Below are 22,944 nucleotides of genomic sequence, written 5' to 3' on the forward strand. Positions count from 1 at the left end.
CCTCACACCCACCCGGGTCCCCAGGGGTTCGGGAACCCGCGCACGGGAACCGGCTCCCCCTGCTGGTGCGCCGTAACCCACACGTCCCGGGCTCGGCAGACCATCAGGGTCGAAGAACCGCTGTCCGGCCGCTCGTCACAGAGCGGGCCGCGTCCTCGCAACCGGCGAGGCGTACGAGCGCCCGGCCCACCGTGCGGGTGGAACCAAGCCCCGGCGGCGCGGCTGACGGTCGCCCCACACGGGAGTGTGTGCCACCAAGTGCCGGATCACTCCGGATGGTTCAGGGCTTCCTTCTGCAGTTGCACCGCAGCCAGCAGGCTCAATTTGGGCTCCGTCTGGCGCAGCGCCTTCACCGCCGCGACCGAGTCGATGTCTCCGGTGAAGCCGACGGTTGCCAGCCGGGAGCGGACCCAGCGGGCGCGCAGCCGGCCCTCGGTGGCTGCGGCGGTGGACTCCACGAGTGCGGCGGCCCGTTCCAGACCTGGGCGCTCCTCGGGGGATGCCTCGACCAACGCCTGACGCAGGGCGACCGCGATCACGTCCGCGTCCCGGATGACCGGCACAAAGTCATGCTTTCCACTCAGTCCTGAAAAGGCTGCCATGTGGATCACCATGACTGCCGTGCTCCTGGTATGGCAAGAAACTTGAGGTTTCCCAGAGGATCGCCCCGACCCCTGCCTGGCGGTCGGGGCGATCGGCGGGGCGGCCGGTGAGGGCGGCGTGCAGAGTGATGACGCTCAGCACACCGGCGCGGTCAGCGACGAGTACGGACTGCTCCTCCCCCCGGCGTGGTGGACACGCGCACGCTCGGATCGGCGCACCGTACCTGCTCTCCCTCCGCAGGCGCGCCGGCGGCTCCGGGATCGGTGGCGGCGAGCCAGGCCGCGAGAGCCGGCTCGTCAGCGCTTGACGACTGCGGTGTCTGCGACCTTGTCGTGAAGACACTGCCCCAGTGGCTTGTCCCAGGTACAGAAGAGACTGTCGATGGGATTGAGAAGGGGAACGCACTGCATGCCCACATGGACCAAGTGGCGACCCAGTGCCCGCCGGTAGGAAAGAGGACTTCCGTCCGACACCTTGACAACGCGGATACGCAGGACGACTTTCCCGAGCGTCCCTCCCCACAGGCGCGTGAAAAGCGGGGAGTAGCCGAACAACAGCACGAACCACATGGCGGCATAAACGATGTCAGTAACGTCGGTGGAGCCGTGCACGGCTTCACCGATGACAGCGACCCCGACCATGCAGCCAATACAGATGGCCACGTCGATGAAGACAGCAGCCAGCCGGGCCAAGGGACTGGCCGGGGATTGCCCGTGGCTGCGGAAGTCGGGCAGCGGGAGGGGGGTCCACGTCCACATAGCGGGCTGGATTCGTTCGCTGCCCCCTCCGCCATCACCGCCGGAGTTCCCCGGCTTTCCCAGATTCGTATGACAATCTTCCGGTCCGGTCATAAGATTCCCCCGTCGTGGCCGTGTACGGTCGCTTTTCTGCAACCCTCACTTCTTCTACCCCAACAACAAATTGAATAAAGACACGCGGCGGGAGCCGGGCGAGGGCCCAGTCCGCGGCAGCGTCCTTCGACCTGATCCGGCCGGTGGCGCATGCGGTCCAGATGCGCGCGAAGGTCAGCAGGGCGTTGCGCGTGTCGCCATCCAGGTCGTCGAGCAGGTCGGGGATGCCTGCCACGCTCGCCCGGACCAGATGGCTGGACCTCGGACTGGACGACCACGATGAGCTCGACCGGGCGGGCCTTGTTCCGGGAGCCGGAGATCCCGAGCAGTCCGCTCAGGAGCGCCCGTCGCTCCCGCTCGTCCATCGACCGCCGGGAGACGACGAGCACATCCACGTCGCTGGCCGGCCTGAGGTCACCGAGCACGGCAGACCCGTGAAGGTAGACGCCGATGACATCCTCGCCCAGCACCCCGCCGGCCAATGCCACGATCTCTTGAAGCTGATTCACCGCGTCAGTGTCTCCTGTTGTCCGGTCCGACGGCAGGGCAATACGGCTCGGCTCACCGGTCCGCCGTCACGCGACCGTGCTGGTCCCGGATGTCAAACGAGCGGCCGGGCCCAGCACTTGCGCGGCACGCCCTAATCCCTGACCTTCAGGAAGCGCATCCGGGTTGCGCCGTTGCTGTCGGTGCCGCCGGCCTCGGCGTTGGAGATCTTGCCGCCGGTGAGGACGAACATCAGGTGCAGGCGGACCGTCCGGGGGCCGGAGGCGACCGGGTACTCGGTCATGATGTGGGTGGTTCCGCCTTGCTGCTCCTGCGTCGCCGCGTTGATCGCCGCGATCTGGGTGAAGCTCGTCAGGAGGGTGTCCGTGGTCTCGTCCCTGAGCCAGCCGATGATGTAGCCGCTGCCGCCGGTGGCGGAACCGAGCGCGTACCGTACATCGCTGTCGATGTGGTAAACCCCGGCTTCCGGGAGCACGATGTCGGACTCGGGGATCGGCACGTCGGTACCGGCCCGGGCCAGCAGGTTGGCGTGCTGGGCCTCGGCGTTGCGGAACGCGCTCACCGGCGTGAGGCGGGCGCCGATCTGCCACCTTTCGGGGCAGCCGGACGTCCCGGTGACGTCGATGTCCACCGACCGTTCGCCGCTGATGTTGCCGCCGGGAGCGATACCCGTCAGGTCGACCCGCGGCACGAGCAGCCCACCGGTCGTGTTCCGTGCGGCATTGCACGGGGACGGGTCCAGAGCAGGCGTGTCGGGCACGTACAGACACCCGTCGCTGCCCCGAGTGATGGCGTTGCCCCGGTCGGTGGAGACGCACGGAGGGCGGGCGGTGGCGCATCCGTCCTGGCAGGACGGGACCGGGAAGACCGGCGGGACCGGCGCGTAGGGAGTCGAGCCGTCGAGGGTGTCGGTCGTGCAGGTGACCGCGCCGTCGCAGTTACGGCAGGTCGTACGGAGGAACGGCCTGCCGCAGCCCGGGGCGGACGCCTGGACGGTGAGGACGAAGCTGTCGACGGTCCACTGCTTGGGACCGACTCGGCAGGTGTCGTCGTTGCCTGTCTCCAGGTTGAGCTCGACGACGATCCTTCCCGCGAGGACGTCCGCGAGGGACACGGTGGTCGGGGGGATGACGCCGTTGTCGTCACCACCCGCCGGCAGATCGGGTGGGCCGAGGAGATCGGTGCGGATCGGGGTCGTGCCGTTCCACAGGGCGAAGCGGCCGTAGAGTTGGCAGGCCGTGTTCCTGCCGTCGTTGTGGACGTGGACCGAGACGCTGATCGTGACGCTGGTGGGGTTGCCGCGCAGTGACGTGGGGTCGATGTGCACGACGCCGGCGAGCCAGGTGTGCTGGCCGTTGTGCGTCCCGTCGTCGGCCGGGAACGTCCCCGTGCCACTGTCCAGAATGGTCTGGGCGACGACAGGGTCCAGTGCGGCATGGGTGTTGGCGATGGTGTAGTACGGCGTCGGGTCGGTGCTGCTCGCGGTCGCTGCGACCCGGTACGGCGCGGAGTCGCGCAACGGGGTCGTCTCGCAGTGCTCGCACTGCTTGGAGCCGGGACAAGCGACGGGGGGACAAGCGACGGGGGGACAAGCCGGCTTGGAGGGCTGACAGCCGCCGATGGCGATGGGGGACTGCCCGCAGCCACATCCACTCATGGGTCAACTCCTTTTGTGAGGTGGGTTGGTGGGCAGGTGCGTTGGGGAATACCGGCGGCCCTGAAGTCGGCCGCGCGATCGGGGAGCGGAAGAAGACCGTCCGGCGGGCCGCTCGCCGGGCCATGGCTGCCATGACGTCGATCTCATCCGGCTACGTGTCCCCGCAGCCGGTCATGTCCTTGAAGTGGGAAACAGAAGCGGCCAGGTCGGCCCCTCTTCGCGGTTCTGCTATGGGTACCGGACAAACCGCGTTGGGCGCTCGGACATGGGAATACCTGAAGCGCAGTCACGTGTCTTCTTCGTTGCCATCCCCAATGTACTGTCCCGTGATCTGTCGGGCATTAGCCCGTTAGGGTGGCCGATTTCACCGTCAAGTGGCGGAGCGCTCACCTTGCCGCCGACGTACGAGCCGGGAGCGGAGGGCCGAGCAGGCCCCGCTATCAGAGTCGAACTCGGCGCGAGTCCTCGCCATAGACGACGCGGCCGTACTCGCGGCGGCCGAGCGCGAACTCACCGGCGCCACCCCGCGGACCGGACCGGTGCGGCTCGGGGCAGTCCCCAGCACGGGCACCGCCGTCCTGCCCGCCGCACTCGCACACCTCGCGACGGCCGACCCGCAGATCACCCGTCACCACCAGGGAGGGCACCACACCCGCCCTGATCGCGGGACGCACCACGGTGCACGTCGACGAGCTGGTCGACGCCGCGCGGATCGCCACCCCGTCATCGAGCTGCGAGCCGCTGCTCGGCGTCTGGGCCGGCCTGCCCGGACGGCCGCGCGTCATCCACTCCGCGCGCGGCCGACTGACGAAGCCCCGGCTGGTCCGGCGGCTTCGCGTGACGACGGTCGGGGGCACGCACAACCGCGTGCACCCCTTTCTCCGTCACGGGTGGGCACCACGGTCACCGTCGGCCTGTTCTCCGCGGTACCGGTGTTCGACTTCCTCCGACAGGAAGGCGGTCAGGCGCCGCACTCCCTCCCCGATCCTTTCGGGATCGAGGTAGCTGCACGAGAGCCGAAGTTGGTGATCGCCCGCCTGCCCCAGGTAGAACTGCCGCATCGGCGTCCACAACACACCGTGCTTGGCCGCGGACACCTCCAGCAGAGCGGCGTCCACGGGGACGGGCAGCCGCACCCGGACGAAGAACCCACCGCGAGGGCGGTTCCAGTGGATTCCGGGGTGCGACCCGTCGCCCAGATGCCGGTCCAACGCATCGACCAGGCAGGTCAGATTCCGTTGGTAGATCTCGGACCTGCGACGGCTCAACTCGATCAGGGAACCGCCGTGCTCCAGCAGCATTCCGCCGATCACGGCCTGGCACAGCGGGGAGGTGTTCACGGTGACCATGCCCTTCAGGGCGGCCAGCTCGTCCGCGAGCAGTGTCGCGCCGCGAGCCGAGCCGACCGGCTGGTCGGCGACCACGTAGCCGACTCTGGCACCCGGAAAGGCGACCTTGGCGAACGTGCCGATATGCACCACACACTGAGCGGTGTCGAGCGCCTTGAGCGGTGGCAGTTGCGATCCGGCCGCCGCTGTGAACCCGTAGGCGTTGTCCTCCATGACGAGAAAGCCCTCGCGCTCCGCAAGGTCGAGGAGCCGCCGACGGGAGCCGAGTGACATGCGAGCCGCGCCGGGATTGGAGAAATCGGGTGCGACGTACAGCGCACGCACCGGCCGGCCCGCTTCCCTGGAGGAACGGCACGTCCGCTCCAGGCCGTCGAGATCGATCCCGGCGTCCGCCTCGTCGACCGGAACCACATCGATGTCCAGGAGCCGGGCCGCGCCGATGATGCCCACGAAGCACGGGTTGGCCACCGCGAGCACGCCCCCGGCCGGGCGGAACAGCGCGCGCAGCACGAGCAGCATCGCTTCCTGAGCACCGACCGTCATGACGAGCGCGTTCGCGGGGGCATCGATCCCGTGGTCCCGGCGCAGGGCGTCAGCGACAAGGTCGTTGACGATGCCGCCGCTCGGCCCGTACTCCAGGAGCAGCCGACGTGCCTGCTCCGGAGTCCGTCCCTTGCGGACGAGATGTTCGAGGAATCCGCTGACGTACCGTTCGGTGTCGATATCCGTGAAGGTGTCCGGGTGGGGCGCGCCGGGCGCGAAGGAGATCGCTTCCGGGTAGCGGCTCATCACCTCGTTCAGAAATCCGATCGAGCCGATGACCGGATCCCGCAATGAGCCGTGCAGCCAGGAGGAGTTCAGCCTCATCCGCCCGACCTCCTCCTGCCCGCGGGACGGTGCACGCCGCCTGCGTGTCCCCGTCCCGGCCGAAGCACCGTCGCCGCGCTCTCCGTGCCGCCGGGGGACGGCTCTTGGGGCGATCCGTGCGGTCGGCCGGCGTGCGGCCGTGATCGCGGCGGGCCGGGTACGGTGCTCAACCGGCCCTCCCCCGTGCCGCGCGCCGCCGTTCGCGTTCCCGCCAACGCCGTTCGACCTTGGCCAGAACGTCCGGGGCGTAGACGCGTTCGGCCTGTAGGACGGCGAACTCGGCAAGGTAGGCGCGGTACAGGTCGAGAGGTTCCTCGGCGACGGTGAGCATATGGCGATTGGCCGGGACCGCGGGCGCGCGCAGCGCTTCGACAGCCCTGTCGACGGCGCCGTCCATGTCCTCGGCGGCCACCACGGCGTCGCACACATGGCGGGCCTCCGGCTCCGTCGCGGCGATCCGGCGTCCGCCGAGCACCACCTGACGGGCCAGCCGGGCCCCGGTGAGCCGGGTGAGCCGGAGGTTGCCGAGGCCGGGCACGATGCCCTCCTCCGCGGCGGGCAGGCTGATGTAGGCGTTCTCCTCGATGACGACGTGGTCGAGGACCAGCAGGAGCTGCATACCGCCGCCGATCGCGAAGGTGTCGACGGCGCCGATCCACGGCTTGCCGACAATCCGTTCGCACCCGTCACCGGGCGACGGGGCGGTGAGCAGACCGCGGAGCATCTTGTTCACGTAGCCCAGCTCGCGGCCCAGGAGGAACCCGACGAAGGAGATCCGCCCGTCGCGCAGATCGGTCAGGTCGACCCCGGCGCTGAAGACACGCCGTCCCCGGTACTTGGGGTGGTCGACCGTGCCGCCGCGCAGCACACCGACCTTGACCGCGTCGTCCAGCAGGACCAGGTCGACAGCGGTCTCCAGGTCGGCGATCAGCCGGTCGTCCTCCGCGTTCAGCCGGTCGGCGTTGCGGAACTCGATGTGACCGGCGACGCCCCGGCGTTCCAGGTGCACGGTGTCCAGCTCGATCCGGCCGGCGGTGCGGAAGCCGTCGAGCAGCGTGAGGGCGCGCGGGGTGGGCCTGAGCATCGTCTCGACGAGGTGCCGGCCGGCGGTGGGCGAGCGCAGCACCGCACCGCAGAAAATGCCCTGGTCGACCTCCCGGCCCTCCTTCTCCGCCTGGACGAAGCGGCGCTCGGCCGCCATCTGGGCGCGGGTCGGCACCAGGCCCGGGAACCGGTCGGCGGCCTCGTGGACCAGCTCCGCCAGGCGTACGGGACGGGTCAGGCCGTCGGTGAGCACCCCGTAGACGGTCTCGGTGTGCCGGGCGAGGAAGGCCCGGCGGGCCCGGCGGGCGCCCATGTGGACGGCGGCGGCGCGGCCTCGCTCGTCGGGGGTCCGGTCGGGAACGGGGGGCAGTGCCGCGAGCTGCCGCTCCGTGCCGGCGATGTACTCGGCCAGGCGGCGGGCGTCCGTATCGACGCCGCCGGTCGGCTCGGGTACGGGGCCGAGGGCGGCGCCGCCGGGCGCACCGGCGCTCATCCGACCGCCCCGGCGCCGCCCGCCGCCGTCCCGGCCGAGGTGCCGGGCCCGCTGTTGCGCAGGCGGCGCAGCTCGCGGTCGCAGGCGGCGAGATGCGCGCCGAAGGCGTCCTGGTACTCGGCGGAGGCGGCCTCCTCCAGCAACCGGCGGCGGATCCCGACCTCACCGTCGGGGGGCCCTCCGCGCAGCAGGGCCGCGTCGCGGACGGCTCCGGTCACGTCGTCGCTGATCTGGTCGACGATGCCGAGTTCGACGGCGTCGGGGAGAGGGATGTCGGAGGCCCACAGCACCAGGCGGCGGGCACGGGCCGCACCGATGTGCCGGACCAGCCGGTAGAGGGTCATACCGGGCCAGAACTGCCCCTGGTTGACCGGAAGTACCAGCTTCAGGTCGGGGGTTCCGATCCGGAAGTCGGCGGCCAGCAGCAGATCGAGGACGGGGCCGCCACATACGCCCTGGGCGGCGGCGACGGTGACGTTGTCGAGGCGTTCGAGGCGGCGGACGGCGCGTTCCCAGCGGTTGACCTCGTGGATGGAGACATCGCCGGGCCAGGCGCGGGCCCCGGGCGGTGGCGGCGTGAACCGGAGGGCGACGACGGTCCGTTCGCGCTGTTCGCCGGCCTCCTCGCACAGGGCGTTCAGCGCCGCGGTCAACTCGGGCAGCGGGCCGCCCCCGTCCAGCCGGGCCAGGATGCCCAGGCCGTCGGGCAGCGGGGTCCGGTCGGGCTCGGTCTTCATGTCGGCACACCTTTCTTCCGTCACCAGCCCACCAGGGCCGTCTCGATGGTCGATCCGGGCCCCATCGTCATCAGCACTCCGAGGTCACCGGGTACCGCGATCCCCTCGTCGCGCAGCCGCTCGTAGGAGAACAGGAACGAGCCGCTGGAGAGGTTGCCGTGGTCGCGCAGGACCCCGGTGGTGTGCCGGACGTCGTACCGGGACAGTCCGAGGTTCACGCGGACCGAGTCGATGACCTTCTTGCCGCCGGAGTGCACCACCCAGTGGGCGATGTCGCCGACGCGCAGTCCGGTGCCCTCCAGGAGCCGTGCCACGGCGGTCCGCGCGTTGGCCCCCACGACGTAGGGGACCTCGGGGTCGAGGTAGAAGCTGAACTTGCCGTGCCCGTCGTCCCAGTCGAAGCGCATCGCGTCGACCGCCTCGGGAATGATGTGGCTGGTGAACCGCAGCAGAGCCGGGCCAGACGGTGGCTCCTGCGGGGCGGCACGGACCGCGACGGCCGCCGCGCCGTCGCCGAACAGGCTGTTGACCACCGAGGAGCGCATGGTGCCGTCGAAGACGTAGGCGGCGGAGCAGACCTCGACGCACACCATCAGGGCGAGTTCGTTCGGGTGGCCGGCGGCCCAGCCGACGACGGCGTTGAGGGCGTTCAGCCCGGCGTTGCAGCCCATGCCGACGACGTCCAGGCGCTGGCAGGACTGTTCGATACCCAGGTCCTTGATGAGCAGCGCGGAGAATCCGGGGGTGAGCAGTCCGGTGGAGGTGACGCAGCAGAGGTATCGGATGTCGCCGGGCCCGGCGCCCGCGTCCTTCAGGCAGCGTTCGACGGCCTCGCGCCCCGTCCGCAGCCCGCTCACGGCGTGTTTGCCCAGCAGGTCGCCCTGGGACTCGACGGCGGGGAGCCCGCCGGGGCCGGCCGGAGGCAGGGTGAGGTTGCGGCGTTCGATGGCACCGCCGAGGAAGACGGAGCGGATCCGCCGGTCGGTGATGCCGAAAGTGTCGAGGATTTCCTCTTGCGTGTAGGAGGTCGGCGGCACGGCGGTGCCGACGCCGGCGATACCCGGCGCGCCGGAGCCCGTCCGCTCGGGAGGGCTTTCCGGGGCCGGGGCCGCCGGTTGCTGCGTTGCGCGCACGTTTCTCCTCCGTATGACACATGACCGGTCCGGCCGACCGGTCACGGATTTCGGCCGCGTGAGCCGCCGGGCCGTCGGATTCGGACGAGGGGGGCCGCGGGGCCGTCGTGGTGGACGGAGACCGGGGTGAACCCGTGGAGCGCGCCGCCGGACTCCGTGCGCCCCGTGTTCTCGTTCTCGGGGACGAGAGTGTTACGGAAGAAACGAAGGGCTGTTCTCATTCGGACGAGGCATGGGGCTTCGCCGTTTCGGCGGTCAGTTCGCACACGATGACCGCGCTTCCAGAAAACCGCTCAGCAGCACGCGACCGACCACCCGTTCCTCATTCGCCACGACATGAACGCGATGCTCCAGAAAATCTCCGGGAGCGGCACCAGTGCTTGCCGCAGTTACGCGAGGCCGAAACGTCCGTGACAACAAGGAACGCCGCGCGGGCCGGTCGGTCGTCCACGCGGGCCGCGACCTCGACCGCTGATCCTCGGCGGCGCTCGACGCCCACCCCGGCGTCCGCCTCCGCACAGGGCACGGGCATCATGGTCTGCCGTACCGCCGCGTCCGGCCTGTCCTGTTGCGGCCGGCACCCTCGCTTCCGGGTCCGGCGGAGCGCGCCCCGGGCCGAGGTCCCCCGCGCCCCAGCGCAAGCGCCGCTCGTCCGCGATCTCCCCAGAGGTCCGCACCCGCGCATGTGCCGGCAAGCGGGAGCGCCCGTATCGCCTGCGCCGAAACCACTCAAGAGGCAGCGCACTCAAGGCATTTCCGGAATAAAATGTGTATTTCACGGCCGCAGGCGGGCAGGTTTCGGGCAGCGGTGCGAACAGAACGGGCTTGGGTCATAAGTTCAACCATGATTAGATGCAAGCGCGGCGTGATTGGCAGGGGACGCCAAAACCGCTGACGGGGCAGAGATACCACACGGTCACCAAAGTGACATCGAGGTCCGGAACCCGAAAGGAGAGCTCCGGTTTGCGTCTCACCCACGTGAATGAGCTCATCAACGGCCTCTCATCTCCCGGCGCGGGGAAAGCGTACGTGCCGTGGATGTCGACCGGTCATCATTCCCGGCGTCCCGCGGCAGGAGGCACGAGAAAACGCCGGCCTCTCCCCCACCTGTTACTCCTCTGAGCCGACAACCGACCCGCCGCGGTGCATCATCAGGGCACGACAGCGACCACAGCCTCGGCCCGCATCCGCCCGGCAGAACATCACACGCCAGATTCTCCTCCACGACGACACCCCTTCCTCGCCCTGGCTCCCCCCGGACGGTGATCCCTGACCGGGAGGCGCCGACGCGTCCTCTTCAGCTCCGCACCCGTCGTCGAATCCCGTAGAACACCCGGCCGCACCAGCCGCGACCAGCGACGCCGGGCCGCACCTCGGACATCACTTCCGACGACACACACCACTGCGTCCGTCCGCGGGTGATCCAGCGTCATCCGCGCACCACAGCCGTATGCCATCGTCGCGAAATCCCTCAGCCCCAGCAGACGCCGCCCTCCCCCCATCACACGGGGTGGCGTCACTGCACGGCAGCACTTACCGAGAGGTGCCGGAATTGACCTCAGAAACCCCCCACACCACTGTTTCCTGCGACATGTGCGGCAAGCACCTGCACAAGAGAAACCCCGAAAGCACGACACCGCTTCGCTCCCGGTACTGCTCGAACGCCTGCCGACAGCGCTCCTATCGGCAACGCCAGAAATCCGGCGGAATGGGCACAGCGGTCGGCGGCGGCCCTCTGACCCAGTTGAGCAGCTTCGTCGGCCGGACCGACGAGATGGTGGAGTTGAGCCGGTTACTGCGCAGCGCACGACTGCTGACGCTGACGGGACCCGCCGGGGTGGGCAAGACGCGTCTGGCCCTGGAACTGGCCGCTCAGGAGCAGCGCAGCAGGCACTGCGAAGTCGTCGTCGTGAAGCTGGCGGCACTGACCCACATCGACGAGATACGTCGGCAGATCCTGATCGCCGCCGGCGAGACGGCCGAGGACGGGGCTCCGTGCGCACCCCGGACGGCCCCGTACGGGAACGAGAGCGAGCGCCTTCTGGTGCTCGACGACTGCGAGCACGTCCTGGACCAGTGCGGGTTGATCCTCAGCGAACTGCTGCCGAGGCACCCGTGTCTGTGGGTCGTCGCCACCAGCCGTGAACCGCTGCGTCTCCCCGGAGAGGCGATATTCTCGCTGTCCGGTCTGGCGCTGCCCGACATGGACGGCGATTCGTTTTTCTCGGAGTGTCTGCGGTCGGACGCCGTGCTGCTGTTCCTGGACCGGGCGCGAGCGGTGGTGCACGATTTCCAGCTCACCCAGGAGAACGCCAGGCACATCGGCGAGATCTGTATCCGGCTCGACGGCCTGCCACTCCCCATCGAGATGGCCGCCCAGCTGATCAAAATGTTTCCGTCGGTCGAGGTCAGAGCCCGCCTGGACGACCGCCTGTCCCTGCTCACAAACGGATGGCGCCTGGCGGACCAGCGGCATCAGAGCCTGCGGGCCTCCCTCCAGTGGGGCTACGATCTGCTCAATCCGGCCGAACAGTCCCTGCTACGGCGGCTGTCCGTCATACCGGGCGGATTCGGGCTCGACACGGCCGCCGCGGTGGCCGCCGACGACACCGAGGCGAATCCGGGAACGTCCGAACTGCTGATCGCCCTTTCGGCCAAGTCCGTCATCACCCCGTACACCGATCAGGACGGTCTGGCTCGGTTCCGGCTGCTGGAGTCGATGCGAAGTTTCGGTCACGAACGGCTGGTCACCGAAGGCGAGGACACGGAGACGTACGGGCGGCTGGTGAGCTGGCTGACACGGTTGTCGGAACCCCTCCACAGCGACGTCTTCATCCAGCCCTCGGTCCTCCGGCGGCTGGAGGAGGAACACGGCAATCTCACCCACGCCCTGCGCTGGCTGACATCCGGCACGGACGAGCGCCAACTGCTCCTGGTCGGCGCACTGGCCACGGTGGAGTTGTCACGGGGATCCGCAGAGGACACGCTGGCGCTGGTCTCACACGTCCTGGACCGCGGCATCGAGTCGCCGTCCTACCGGAGCTTCGCCCTGGCGTGCGCGGCGGCTCTGGCGGGGCGGCAGGCGGACCACGGCACGGCCCTGCGCCACGCCACGCAGGCCGTGGAGCTGGAGCGCGGCCACGACCGCGATCCGTTCCTCAGCCGTCTCCTGCTGCTGCGCAGTGCCCTCCACGAGTCGCGCGGCGACCAGGGTGGTGCGGTGGCGGACCTCGGGGAGTGCCTGAAGATCGGCCACCGGCTGCGCAACGAGCCCCTGACGGCCCTCTGCCGGGCCGGTCTCGCCCGGTACCAGCTGATGAACGGTGAGGTGGGGCGGGCCGCGCAGGTGATCGAGGAGGTCCTGCCCCTGCTGCGTACGGAGGTGTCGCCGCGGTGGCTGCACACCAGTCTCGTCACGGCGGGCGCGCTCGCTCTCGAAAAGGGCGATCTGCCGTCGGCGGAGGCGTACTTCGCCGAGTCGTCACGCACTCCCGCGGTGCACACGCGCGGTCCGGTCGACTCGCTCCAAGGACTGGCCATCGTCGCCGCCCGCGCCTACCGGTTCGAGAAGGTGCTCCAGCTCATCGGGGCGGCCGAGCGGATCGGGCCGCGCGCCTCGTGGGGTGCCGCGTGGTGGCAGGAGCGGGTGGCCGCGGCGCGGTCCGCGGCGCTGAGGGCCCTGCCGGCCAAGCGGGCCAGCGCCTCACTCGAAGCCGGACGGACCATGCGGCACCACCATGTCCTCGCCTTCGCCCTCGGCTCCCCGGCGACCGGCACGCCCGCGAAAGCGGCCGACAGCCTGCTGAGCAAGCGGGAACGGGACGTGACCACGCTGGTCGTCGAAGGGCTGACCAACCGGCAGATCGCCGCCCGTATCCACGTGTCGGTGCGCACCGTCGAGACGCACATCCGCCACATCAGGACCACCCTGGGCCTGCGCTCGCGCGCGCACATCGCCGCGTGGGCCGTGGAGCAGCGGACGGCGACCGCACGCCCGAGCGTGCTGTCTCCGCTGGGCCGGGGGGCGCTGGCCGACGGCGGCGCGCTCGCGTAGCCGCCGGCGGCGGGCGCGGCCCGGTCCGCTCGATCGTGTGAGCCGCGGGGCGTGCGAAGAGAGGCGGACGGCCGCACCGCGCGTACGCCGTCATCGGCCCCCGCACGGGCCGGTGACGGCGTACGTACGCCGGTGGTCAGTCCCCGACGGTCACCACGTCCACCAGCCGCACGGCGGCGTCCAGGGTCTCCTCGACCTCCCGGACCGAGCCGCCGCCCGCGATCACATGGCCGAGTCGGTCGTAGGCGTCCCGCGGCGGCCGTACCGCGCGGCCCGGGATCCCGGTGGTCACCACACGTTCGACACCGGGCACCCGCTCCGCCTCCGCGGTTCCCGTGATGGCCACGAGACGTCCCGCCCGACGCGCGGTCAGGAACCTGATACCCGTGTGCCGGGTCCGGTCCGGAAGCAGCCGGACGGGGTACCCGGCGGCGGCCCGCACCTGCTGCTCCAGCAGGTCGATCCCGGTCGCCGCGCGGACGAGTTCGGGGATCATGCCACCGGCGAGCCTGCCGTTGATCTCGATGACCGCGGGACCCGTGTCCGTCATCCTGATCTCGACGTGTGCGGGACCCCGGTCGAAGCCCACCGCCTTGAGCGCCTGGCGGGCGGCCTCCGCGAGTTCGCCGGAGGCGGTCTCCGGCAGGTCGGCGGGGAAGACATGGCCGGTCTCGACGAAGTACGGCAGCGCGCTGACGGTGCGCCGGGTCACCCCTACGCAGATCGCCTCCCCCCGGTCGCAGAACATCTCCACGCTGTATTCGGGCCCGCGGGTGTACTCCTCCACCAGGACCTTGCGGGCGGTGGCCTGGCCACGGACGTTCTCGGTGACGGCCAGGACGCGGGTGGCGTGCTCCGTGGCCGTGGCGGCGTCGGCGCACCACAGCACGTCCTGCGACCCCGATCCGCCCACGGGCTTGACCACGCACGGCAGACCTACGGAGGCGAGGGCACCGGCGATGCCGGCGGAGTCGCCGATCACTTCGAACGCCGGCTGCGGCACCCCCGCGTCCCTCAGCGCCGCGCGGGTCAGCGACTTGTCGCGGCAGGCCGTCACCGTCTCCGGTGCGTGGCCCGGCAGGCCGAGCGCGGCGGCCAGCCGCGCGGTGTGTTCCAGATAGAAGTCACTGGTCGTGGTGGCCCCCGCGACGGTCCGCTGCCCGGCCGCCTCCCGAACCGCCCGGAGGACGTCCGCGTCGCTCTCGGTGTCGCAGGTGACCGTCCGGCAGCCGGTGCCGTCGAGGCCGGCGTAGCGAGCCGGGTCCTTGGCCAGCAGGACCGGCTCGAAGCCGAGCCGTACCGCGGTGCGCAGCGCGAGCATGCCGGTCCCTGTCGTGTTCGACTCCAGAAAGGCCAGGACGGGACGGTTCCCGCGCGGGATCGAGGCGAAAGACCAGCGGGTGACCGTCGTGCCGTAGGGGACCTCGACGGGCCGGGCGGCGATCGGGCCGGCGGGCCGGTGGTGGTACACGCTGTCGACGTAGCGGTCGCCTCGGTCCGGCAGGATGCCCACCAGACGGGTGCCGGGCTCCGCTTCGGCGGCGAGGTGGGTCAGGATCCGGTACACCGATCCGGATGTGTTCCCGGCGAAGATCTTCTGTTCCCGGGCGAGCCGCCGGGTGGCGTCGAACGCCTCGTCGTCCGAGAGCCAGTGCACCTCGTCGAGGAGGCGGTAGTCGATGTTGTCCGGGTACAGGCTGTTGCCCAGTCCGCTCTGTTTGCGGGCCGGTACGTCGGGTTGGCCGAAGAGCATGCTGCCGACGCAGTCGACACCGACCACCTTCAGGCCGGGCAGCCGCTCCAGCAGCGCCGCCGACGTGCCGCACAGGGAGCCGCCGCTGCCGACGGAGCCGACCAGGACGTCCACCGTGCCCAGGTCCTCGATCAGTTCACCGGCCAGCGCGCGGTAGGCGGCCGGGTTCTGCGGGTTGCTGTACTGCCGGGGCCAGTAGGCGCCGGGCATGCCGCTCATCAGCTCCGCGAGCCGCTCCAGCCTGGCCCCCTGCCACCCCTGCCCGGTCATCGCCTCCACCACGTGGACCACGCATCCGAGGGCCTCCAGCTTGGCGAGGGTGATCGGGTCTATGCGGGGGTCCGTGACGATGTGCACGGGGTGCCCCAGGTAGGTGCCGACGAGGGCGATTCCCAGCGCCATCGTGCCGGACGAGCTCTCCACGATGGGCGCGCCCTCTTCGAGGGCGCCGGAGCGGCGGGCTTCGAGGATCATCTGCCGGGCGACGCGGTCCTTCATGGCGTAGGGGTTCAGCAGCTCCAGCTTGGCGTGGACCTCGACCCCCTCGGCGGCGTCCACCCGCAGCCGTACGACCGGGGTGTTGCCTATCGCGTCGACGACGGTGTCACAACGCATGCGCGCTCCCTGGTGATGTGAACGAACGGAAGACGGTGGTGGCGCCGGGCAGCCGTGAGCATGCCGCCGAGGCGGCGAGCAGCTTGTGCCGGTGGTCGGGGTCGCCGGCGTCGAGCAGGAGGCCGAGCATGGTGCCGCTGTGGGCGCAGACCACGCCCAGAGCGCCGATCTCGTCGCCGACCCGGATCATGGCGTCGAGGTTCCGCTTGGGAAGCAGCCGCTGGTTAAGAACGGCGCTGCGGGTGGCGACCGCGCCCACCCGGGCGAGGTCACCGTGCGCGACGGCCGCGGCGAGGTCCCGCACCAGGCGCTCGTACTCGCGCCGCTGGGCGGCCGTGCGGCGGTGGGGCCGCCGGTTGTAGACCACGGTGTCGAGGCGACCGCCCTCGTCGACGGCCACCACCGTGGCCGGGGGCAGCGTGCCGAGGGACGCGCGCAACCGGACCGTCCGGTGTTCGAACACGACGACGCCCGGGTGCATCACCCCGTCCGTGGGCTCGATCGGGCGCAGCCAGTCCTCGGTGGCCGCGGGCGAGGTGTCCACGCCGAGCACCTCCCCCACGGCCCTGACCGTGGCGACCAGGTCGGCTGAGGAACTGGCGAGCCCTTTCCCCACGGCCAGGCCGCTGTCGAGGACCAGGGAGCCGCCGCCGGCCCCCTGGGCGTCGAGCATGGCTCGCGCGACGCGCAGCGACTTGGTCTTGTGGGACGGGAAGACGCTCAGCGGGCCGTCGTGGTCGTAGCGGAACCACGCCCGGGTGCCACGGCTGATCGGGAACGTGACGAGGAAGTCGACTCCGTCGGACAGTGACCCTTGCAGCAGTTCGCCGAAGGTCCCGCAGGCGGTGCCGACGCCCTCGCGCAGGTCCACGCCCGGCCGGCGGGTGACCGGCGCCGGCTCCCTCATGACCGCCGCTCGGCCGGTGCCAGCAGGTCGTCCCGGCGGCGGGCGGCGTCGGCGGATCGCCGTTCGCGCAGCGTCCACTCGCCGGTGAGCCTCGCGAGTTCGCCGTCCTGGCCGGCGAGCGTCGCCCGCACCTCGTCGGGGTGGGCCGAGCCGGCCGACCGCTTGGCCCGCAGTCCCTCGTCCACGTCGAAGGCGGCGACGAGGAGGGCGTCGGCGCCTTCGGCCTCGTATCCCTCGTCGGCGCAGAGCGCGGCCAGCAGCGGGCCGTCCGGTTCGGCCGGCCTCAGCTCCTTCTCCAGGGCGCGCTTGATGTACCGGCCGGAGATCACCTGGGCCGTCCGCCAGGGGATGCCGCACTCCAGCGTCAAGCGGTTCGCGAGGGTGAATCCTCCCAGATACTCCGTCGCGCACGCCGCGCGCATCCGGTCCGGCGAGAAGGCCGCTCCGGCGATGACCGCCCGGGTCAGCCGCAGCACCGAGCGCATGGCGTCGAACTGGGTGCGCAGGTGGCCGCCCGCCTCCTTCGACACCTCCACGGTGTTGGTGTACGCGGTGTTGCGCTGCCCGGCGGCGAGGTCGGCCGCGCACCCGGCGACGTGGGCGCACCGGCCGCGGATGCGCTCCAGGACGGGGAAGTTGCGTTTCTGCGGCATGGCCGCGGAGATGCCCGACAGCTCGTCCGGAAGCTCCAGGAAGCCGAATCCGCTGCCGCCCCAGGCCATGAGGTCGGTGACGAAACGGCTCAGCGTCACCGCGTAGCCCGCCAGGTCGCCGGCCATCGCCAGGGCCCAGCCGCGGGAGGCGACGGCCACCAGCGCGTGCGGCTGGACTCCGGAGAAGCCGAGCAGGCGGGCCATCCGCGCGCGGTCCCAGGCGAGTTCCTGGCCGGCCATCGTTCCCGAGCCGAGCGGGCAGGCGTCGACCTCGTCGTAGGTGTGCAGCATCCTGCGCAGCGTGACCGTGGTCTCGGCGGCGAGGGCCGCGAGGTGGAAGCCGGGGCTGATGATCTGCGCGGCCTGGGCGTGGGTGTATCCCGGCATGGGCACGTCGGCGTACCGGCCGGCGAGCGAGGTGACCGCCCGGCCCAATGACAGCAGGTCGGCGGCGACAGCGGTCAGGTTCTCCCGGGCGGACATCAACTGGGCGCAGACCTGGAGGTCGTTGCGGCTGCGGTCCACGTGCCACGCGGGGAACGGCGGGAGCGGGCCGGACAGGATGTGCCGCTCGACGGCGAAGGAGATGTCCGACATGTTCTCCTTCGGGTCGGCGCGGACCGCGTCCGGGGTCAGCGAGTCGAGCCGGGCTCCGATCCCGGCCGCCCCGGCGGCGTCCACCAGTCCCATCCGCACGTACTCCAGCAGCAGGACCTTCTCGATGGCGAGGTAGTGCCCGAGGAGGTGCTCCACCTCGTAGGCGAACTGCGGGGCGAGCACCTCCTCGTGCCAGATGTCGCTCGGTACGCCGTCGATCCTGCCCGTCACCGCCATGCCGTCCTCCTCGGGCGTTTGCGTTCGAGTTCGGTGGCGAGACCGGCCACCGTCGGGTCGGCGAAGAACGCCCGGATGCTCAGCTCGGCGTCGTGGTCCGCCGCGAGGCGCGACAGCATGCGCAGGGCCTGTATCGAGTGACCGCCCAGGTGGAAGAAGTCGTCGTGGACGTCGGCCACCGGGGTGCCGAGGACGGCGCGCCACGCGTCGGCGACCAGCTTCGCCGTCGCGGTGCGTGGCGCGCCGCCCGTGGCCCTCCGGGCGGGGCGCGTGGCGCGGGTGTGTCCCGGTCGGGGGGCGACCGGGAGGCCCGGCAGGGGGATGTTCGTGGCGGACAGTCCCGCGGCGAGCAGTGTGAGGTAGTCGGCGAGCAGCGCGTCGGCGGTGCTCCTCTCGACGAGCGCCGCGTTGTACTCGATGCGGACCGTGTCGGCCGTGGTCTCCAGCAGCAGGTCGTCCTCGCAGCCGCCGGAACCGGCGGTGGCCGCCCCCGGGCCGGCGCCGGCGGGCACGTGGTTGAAGGCCAGTTGGTACAGGGGCGGCACCCCGGGCAGCCGTGGCACGGGCAGCAGTTCGACGAGGGTCTGGAAGGGAATGTCGTACCGTTCCTCGACATGGGCCGCCGCCCGTACCCGGCCGACCAGTTCGGCGAAGGTCGGGGTGCCGCCCGTATCGACCCGGACCACCTGCATGTTGACGAACGTGCCGATCATCGGCAGCACGTCGGCCCGGCGACGGCCGGTCACCGGCAGGCCGACGACGATGTCCTCCTGCCCCGAGTGGCGGTGCAGCAGGGCCACGTAGGCGGCGAGGCAGAGCATGACGGGTTCGGTGCCGAGCCGCCGTGCCGTGCCCGGCAGCGACGCGGTGGCCTCCGAGGGGAGGTGGGCCCGTACCTCGGCCCCCGCGAACGTCCGGGCCGCGGGGCGCGGGTGGTCGAGCGGCAGGCGGTGGACGGAGGGCAGCCGGGCCAGCCGCGTGCGCCAGTACGCGGCCAGCTCGGTGCGCCGGCGGGGCGACAGCCGGTCGCGCTCCCGCTGGGCGTAGCCGGTGTAGCTCAGCGGCAGCTCCGGCAGCTTCGGCTCCCGCCCCTGTTCGACGGCCGCGCAGATCTCGGTGAGTTCGGCGTGGAGGTTGAACCGTGAGGCGGCGTCGTAGACGACGTGGTGGGCGGCGAACACGACCGCCCATTCCGTCTCCCCGAGCGCGAGCAGCTCCGCGCGCCACAGGGGGGCTCGCTCCAGGTCGAAGGGGCGCCGCGCCAGCTCCGCCCGGCGGGAACGCCGGACGTCCCCCTGCCGGGCGTCGTCCACGCCGGTCAGGTCGGTGTGGCGGAGCACCGGGTCGATCCGCGGGAGTACGTACTGCGTGAGCCGTCCGTCGACGATCCGCAGGGCGGTGCGCAGGGCCTCGTGGCGCCGCGCCAGCAGGGCGAAGGCGCCCCGCAGGTCGGCCTCGGTCACCTCGGCGTGCACGATCAGCTCGTCCACGATCCGGTACGCCGACGCGTCGGGCGCCATCCGGCCGGCGAACCAGACGCGCTCCTGTGCCGGGGACGCGGGAACGGTGCGCGGCGCGGCATCGGGAGCCGGCCCCGGTCCGACGCGCACCGCGCGCCCCGGTCGTGCCGTCATCGCGCGGGGCGGGACAGGCGCGGCCGGGGTGCGGTGCGGGTGCCGGTCACGCCTGCTCACCGCCGGTGCCCGGCCGGACGTGGCCGGGGATGCGCACCGGGTCGCCCATGACCACCACGATCTCGCGCTCCCCTTCGAACGGTTCCCGGCTGTGGGCCATCCGCAGGTTGTCGACGACGAGGACGTCCCCGCTGCGCCACGGCTCGCCGACCGTGAACCGGTCGTACACGGCGTTGACGGCCGCCACGGTGTCGCCGTCGACGGCCGTGCCGTCACCCACGGCGGTGTCGAACGGCAGGCCCTGCGGCCCGTAGACGTCGGTGAGGTACTCGCGGACGGCCGGGTCCATCGTCCGCCCGTTGAGGAAGGCGATCTGGTTGAACCATCCGGGCACGCCCGTCGTGGGATGGCGTACGACGGCGGCGCGCCGCTGACGGGTGCGCAGCCGGTCACCGGGCAGCCACTCGTGGTCGATGCCGGCGGCGGCGCAGTACGCGTCCACCTCGGCGCGGTCGTGGGTCCCGAACGCTTCCGGCCACGCCGTGCCCACCTCGTGGTACATACGGGTCAGCAGCCAGCCATGGCGTTCGAACGGGGCGACGAGACCGGGCGGCAGCGCCTCGAGGACCTGCTGGGAGTCCGCGACGTTGGTCCTGCCGCCCCGGTCGGGGGCGGTGAGGCAGCCGAAGACCAGGGTGCCGGGGACGGTGGCGGCGTAGCTCAGTTCATGGTGCATGCACATCGGTTCGTCCGGCGGCCAGTGGCTGGAGGAGTAGACCCCCGGGGAATGGGCCGTCCTCGGAGCGAAGCCCTCGCGTTCGGTCATCGCGGTGATCCCGAGTCCCTCCGCGACCGCGGCGACGTCGGCGGCGGTGCGTACGCCGAGGCCGCGCAGCAGTACGGCGCCGGACTCGGCGACGGCCTCGCGGACGGCTGCGCGGTGGTCGGCGGCCCGGGCGGCGGGGCCCTCGCCGGGCGGTACGGCGAGCACGCGGGGTACGGGCCGTGCCCCGGTGTCCGGCGCCCCGGCGGCCCTGCGGTCGACCAGGGCGGCGACGTCCGCGACGGTGGGGGTGTCCCACAGGTCGGCGACGGTCACCCGGCGGTCCAGGGCGATCGACAGGCGGATCGCGGAGAGCGAGGTGCCGCCGAGTTCGGTGAAGCGGGAGTCGCGTCCGATCCGCTCCGGCGGGATCTTCAGCACCCGCGCCCACAGCTCAGCGATCCTCCGCTCGGTCTCCGTGGTGAACTCCGTGGCCGGCGCGTACGCGGTGGTGTCCCGCCGGCGCCGGGCGAGCTCGGTCAGGGAGATCCTGTCGATCTTGCCGTTGCCGGAGAGGGGCAGCGCGGGGGTGTGGTACAGGCGTGGCGGGACCATGTAGGCCGGCAGGGTCCGGGCGAGCGTCCTGGCGACCTGTCCCGCGTCCGGGGCGTCCGCGCCGGTGTAGTAGCCGACGAGCTGCGGCTCGGTGTCGGATCCGGCGACGACCACGGCGCCGTCCCGGACGCCGGGGACTTGGAGGAGCCGGTCCTCGATCTCGCCGATCTCGATCCTGAACCCGCTGATCTTGATCTGCGAGTCGCGGCGGCCGAGGTACTCGATCTCGCCGGAGGGCAGCCAGCGGCCGAAGTCGCCCGAGCGGTAGAGGCGTTCGGAGGGCCGGTGGGGGTCGCGGCCGAAGACGGCCGCCGTGCGCCCCGGGTCGTTCACGTATCCGCGGCCCACGCAGACGCCGGCGATCACGATCTCACCGGGGAAACCCACCGGGAGGAGCTGGAGCCGCTCGTCCATGACGTAGACGCGCGCGTTGCGCACGGGGTCGCCGAGCGGCACGGAGCGGTGGGCGGGCAGGGCGGTCATGACACCGTGGTTGGAGTCGTCGCTGATCTCGGTGAGGCCGTAGCAGTTGACCAGTGGCACGGTGGGGAAGGTGTCGAACCAGCGGCGTACCAGATCCTTCTTCAGCGCCTCGCCGGTCACCGCCATGACGCGCAGGCGGGGCAGCTCCCGGTGTTCCTCGGCCAGCGCGGCGAGGAGGAGTTCGAGGTACGTGGGCACCAACTGCGCTACGTGCACGCCGTGTTCGGCCAGGGCACCGATGAACGTGTGCACGTCCATGATCACGTCCTGCTCGACGATGAGCGTCCGGCCGCCCATGAGGAGCCCGGAGACGAGCTGCCACAGCGAGATGTCGAAGCACTGCGGCGCGGTCTGCGCCACGACGTCCCCCTCCTGGACGCCGAGGTCCTCGATCTTGGCGTAGAGGTGGTTGAGGAAGCCGTCGTGCTCGCACATGGCGCCCTTGGGTTCGCCGGTGGAGCCCGAGGTGAAGTAGATGTAGGCCAGCTGGTCCCCCGCGACGGCGAGGTCCAGGTCGTGGCGCGGGCCGCCTCCTGCGAGCAGGTCCCGTACGTACAGGCGCCGCGTGTCCCGGCCGGCCAGCGCCTCCTCCAGCGGCGCGACGCCGTGGTCGGCCAGTACCCACCGGCACTCCGCCCTGGTGAGGGTGTTCGCCATCCGCTCGGCGGGGAAGTGCGGTTCGAGGGGCAGATAGCAGCCGCCCGCCTTGAAGACGGCGATGACGGCCGCGAGCCATTCCAGGGTGCGTTCCGTCACCACCGCCACGACGTCCTCGGCGCGCACCCCATCCCGGTGCAGGGCCCAGGCGAGGGCGTTGGCGCTCTCGTTCACCTCGCGGTAGGTCCAGCTCCGGCCGCCCTGGACGGCGGCCACCGCGTCGGGGTGGCGGCGGGCCCGCTCCTCGAACAGCTGGTGGAAACGACGCCCCGGCAGCGGCTTCACCGGACCGGAGCAGAAGGCGATCGTCGCCTCGGTCTCCGCCTCGGACAGCAGGCCGTGGCCGGTGTGCGGTTCGTCGGGGAACTCGGTGAGTACGCGCAGCGCGGTCCGCGCGTGGCCGGCCAGGTGCTCGGCGGAGAGGTGGGGCAGCCCGGTCGCGCTGTCCCAGGCGTCGTCGGCCTCCTTCCGCCCGCCCGGCGCGGCCACGCGCCGGATCAGGTCGCGCCAGGTGGCGTCGGGAAGGAGGGCGGGTGCCCCGGTCGCGGCGGCCGCGACCTTCAGCCGGGCGGCGGCCTCGACCGTCCCGGCGCCGACGCCGCAGGCGCGGGCGAGAGCGGTGACGGCGCCGGCCGGCCCGGCGGACGGTTCCGGGGCAGGTGTGGCCCGTGCGTCGTCCGCCCCGCGCGGGGCTGTGTCCTGCATGGAGTTCCTCCTCATCGGTGACCCTGCGTC

At 71.5% G+C, this 22,944-nt stretch carries 14 protein-coding genes and 1 pseudogene; 1 reads left to right on the top strand and 14 read right to left on the bottom strand.

All coding sequences use genetic code 11. From position 1 onward, the window contains the following. Positions 1–266: 266 nt before the first annotated feature. The 9 genes and pseudogenes from ACFY6S_RS00965 to dpgA form a co-directional block, all read right to left on the bottom strand. Positions 267–614 carry a hypothetical protein gene (locus ACFY6S_RS00965; RefSeq protein ID WP_388828646.1) on the bottom strand — a complete coding sequence of 116 codons (348 nt, stop codon included), beginning with the start codon at positions 612–614 and terminating at the stop codon, positions 267–269. Positions 615–899: 285 nt separating this feature from the next. Continuing rightward, positions 900–1,454, bottom strand: coding sequence for an RDD family protein (locus ACFY6S_RS00970; protein WP_388828643.1), 555 nt, complete (start codon positions 1,452–1,454; stop codon positions 900–902). An 85-nt stretch (positions 1,455–1,539) separates the two neighbouring features. Continuing rightward, positions 1,540–1,963, bottom strand: a pseudogene (locus tag ACFY6S_RS00975) (aminoglycoside adenylyltransferase domain-containing protein); the annotation flags it as partial. A 131-nt stretch (positions 1,964–2,094) separates the two neighbouring features. Beyond that, the gene (locus tag ACFY6S_RS00980; protein WP_388828640.1) at positions 2,095–3,480 is read right to left on the bottom strand and encodes a hypothetical protein; all 1,386 of its coding nucleotides are present in this window, start codon (positions 3,478–3,480) and stop codon (positions 2,095–2,097) included. A gap of 578 nt (positions 3,481–4,058) precedes the next feature. Further along, positions 4,059–4,403, bottom strand: coding sequence for a hypothetical protein (locus tag ACFY6S_RS00985; protein WP_388828637.1), 345 nt, complete (start codon positions 4,401–4,403; stop codon positions 4,059–4,061). Positions 4,404–4,502: 99 nt separating this feature from the next. Beyond that, positions 4,503–5,834, bottom strand: coding sequence for a PLP-dependent aminotransferase family protein (locus ACFY6S_RS00990; protein WP_388828635.1), 1,332 nt, complete (start codon positions 5,832–5,834; stop codon positions 4,503–4,505). A 166-nt stretch (positions 5,835–6,000) separates the two neighbouring features. After that, entirely contained in the window at positions 6,001–7,371 is a 1,371-nt protein-coding gene (gene dpgC, locus ACFY6S_RS00995; protein WP_388828632.1) for a (3,5-dihydroxyphenyl)acetyl-CoA 1,2-dioxygenase DpgC, read from the bottom strand. Next, positions 7,368–8,108 carry an enoyl-CoA-hydratase DpgB gene (gene dpgB / locus ACFY6S_RS01000; protein ID WP_388828629.1) on the bottom strand — a complete coding sequence of 247 codons (741 nt, stop codon included), beginning with the start codon at positions 8,106–8,108 and terminating at the stop codon, positions 7,368–7,370. Before dpgB ends, dpgC begins: the two co-directional genes overlap by 4 nt. A gap of 20 nt (positions 8,109–8,128) precedes the next feature. Next, positions 8,129–9,241 carry a 3,5-dihydroxyphenylacetyl-CoA synthase DpgA gene (gene dpgA, locus ACFY6S_RS01005; RefSeq protein ID WP_388828626.1) on the bottom strand — a complete coding sequence of 371 codons (1,113 nt, stop codon included), beginning with the start codon at positions 9,239–9,241 and terminating at the stop codon, positions 8,129–8,131. 1,708 nt (positions 9,242–10,949) lie between these two features. Here dpgA and ACFY6S_RS01010 point away from each other — a divergent pair. Next, positions 10,950–13,295: an ATP-binding protein gene (locus ACFY6S_RS01010; protein ID WP_388828623.1), complete on the top strand. Its 2,346-nt coding sequence runs from the start codon at positions 10,950–10,952 to the stop codon at positions 13,293–13,295. Between the two features lie 136 nt (positions 13,296–13,431). Here ACFY6S_RS01010 and ACFY6S_RS01015 read toward each other — a convergent pair whose 3' ends face one another. From ACFY6S_RS01015 to ACFY6S_RS01035, 5 genes are read right to left on the bottom strand one after another with little or no spacing between them, the layout of a single operon-like run. Further along, positions 13,432–15,663 (bottom strand): pyridoxal-phosphate dependent enzyme, encoded by a 2,232-nt coding sequence (locus ACFY6S_RS01015; protein WP_388828620.1) that lies wholly within the window; start codon positions 15,661–15,663, stop codon positions 13,432–13,434. Continuing rightward, positions 15,653–16,570: a kinase gene (locus ACFY6S_RS01020; protein WP_388828617.1), complete on the bottom strand. Its 918-nt coding sequence runs from the start codon at positions 16,568–16,570 to the stop codon at positions 15,653–15,655. Before ACFY6S_RS01020 ends, ACFY6S_RS01015 begins: the two co-directional genes overlap by 11 nt. Further along, on the bottom strand, positions 16,567–18,057 hold the full coding sequence (locus ACFY6S_RS01025; protein WP_388828614.1) for an argininosuccinate lyase: 1,491 nt from the start codon (positions 18,055–18,057) through the stop codon (positions 16,567–16,569). The genes ACFY6S_RS01020 and ACFY6S_RS01025 overlap by 4 nt, the downstream gene beginning before the upstream one ends. Beyond that, complete coding sequence (locus ACFY6S_RS01030; protein WP_388828612.1) at positions 18,048–19,691, bottom strand: condensation domain-containing protein; 1,644 nt, start codon at positions 19,689–19,691, stop codon at positions 18,048–18,050. The genes ACFY6S_RS01025 and ACFY6S_RS01030 overlap by 10 nt, the downstream gene beginning before the upstream one ends. Before the next feature lie 46 nt (positions 19,692–19,737). Then, complete coding sequence (locus ACFY6S_RS01035; RefSeq protein WP_388828609.1) at positions 19,738–22,914, bottom strand: amino acid adenylation domain-containing protein; 3,177 nt, start codon at positions 22,912–22,914, stop codon at positions 19,738–19,740. Positions 22,915–22,944 lie beyond the last annotated feature (30 nt).

Origin of the sequence: Streptomyces sp. NPDC012835, assembly GCF_042900885.1 — a bacterium.
Taxonomy (GTDB): Bacteria; Actinomycetota; Actinomycetes; order Streptomycetales; family Streptomycetaceae; genus Streptomyces.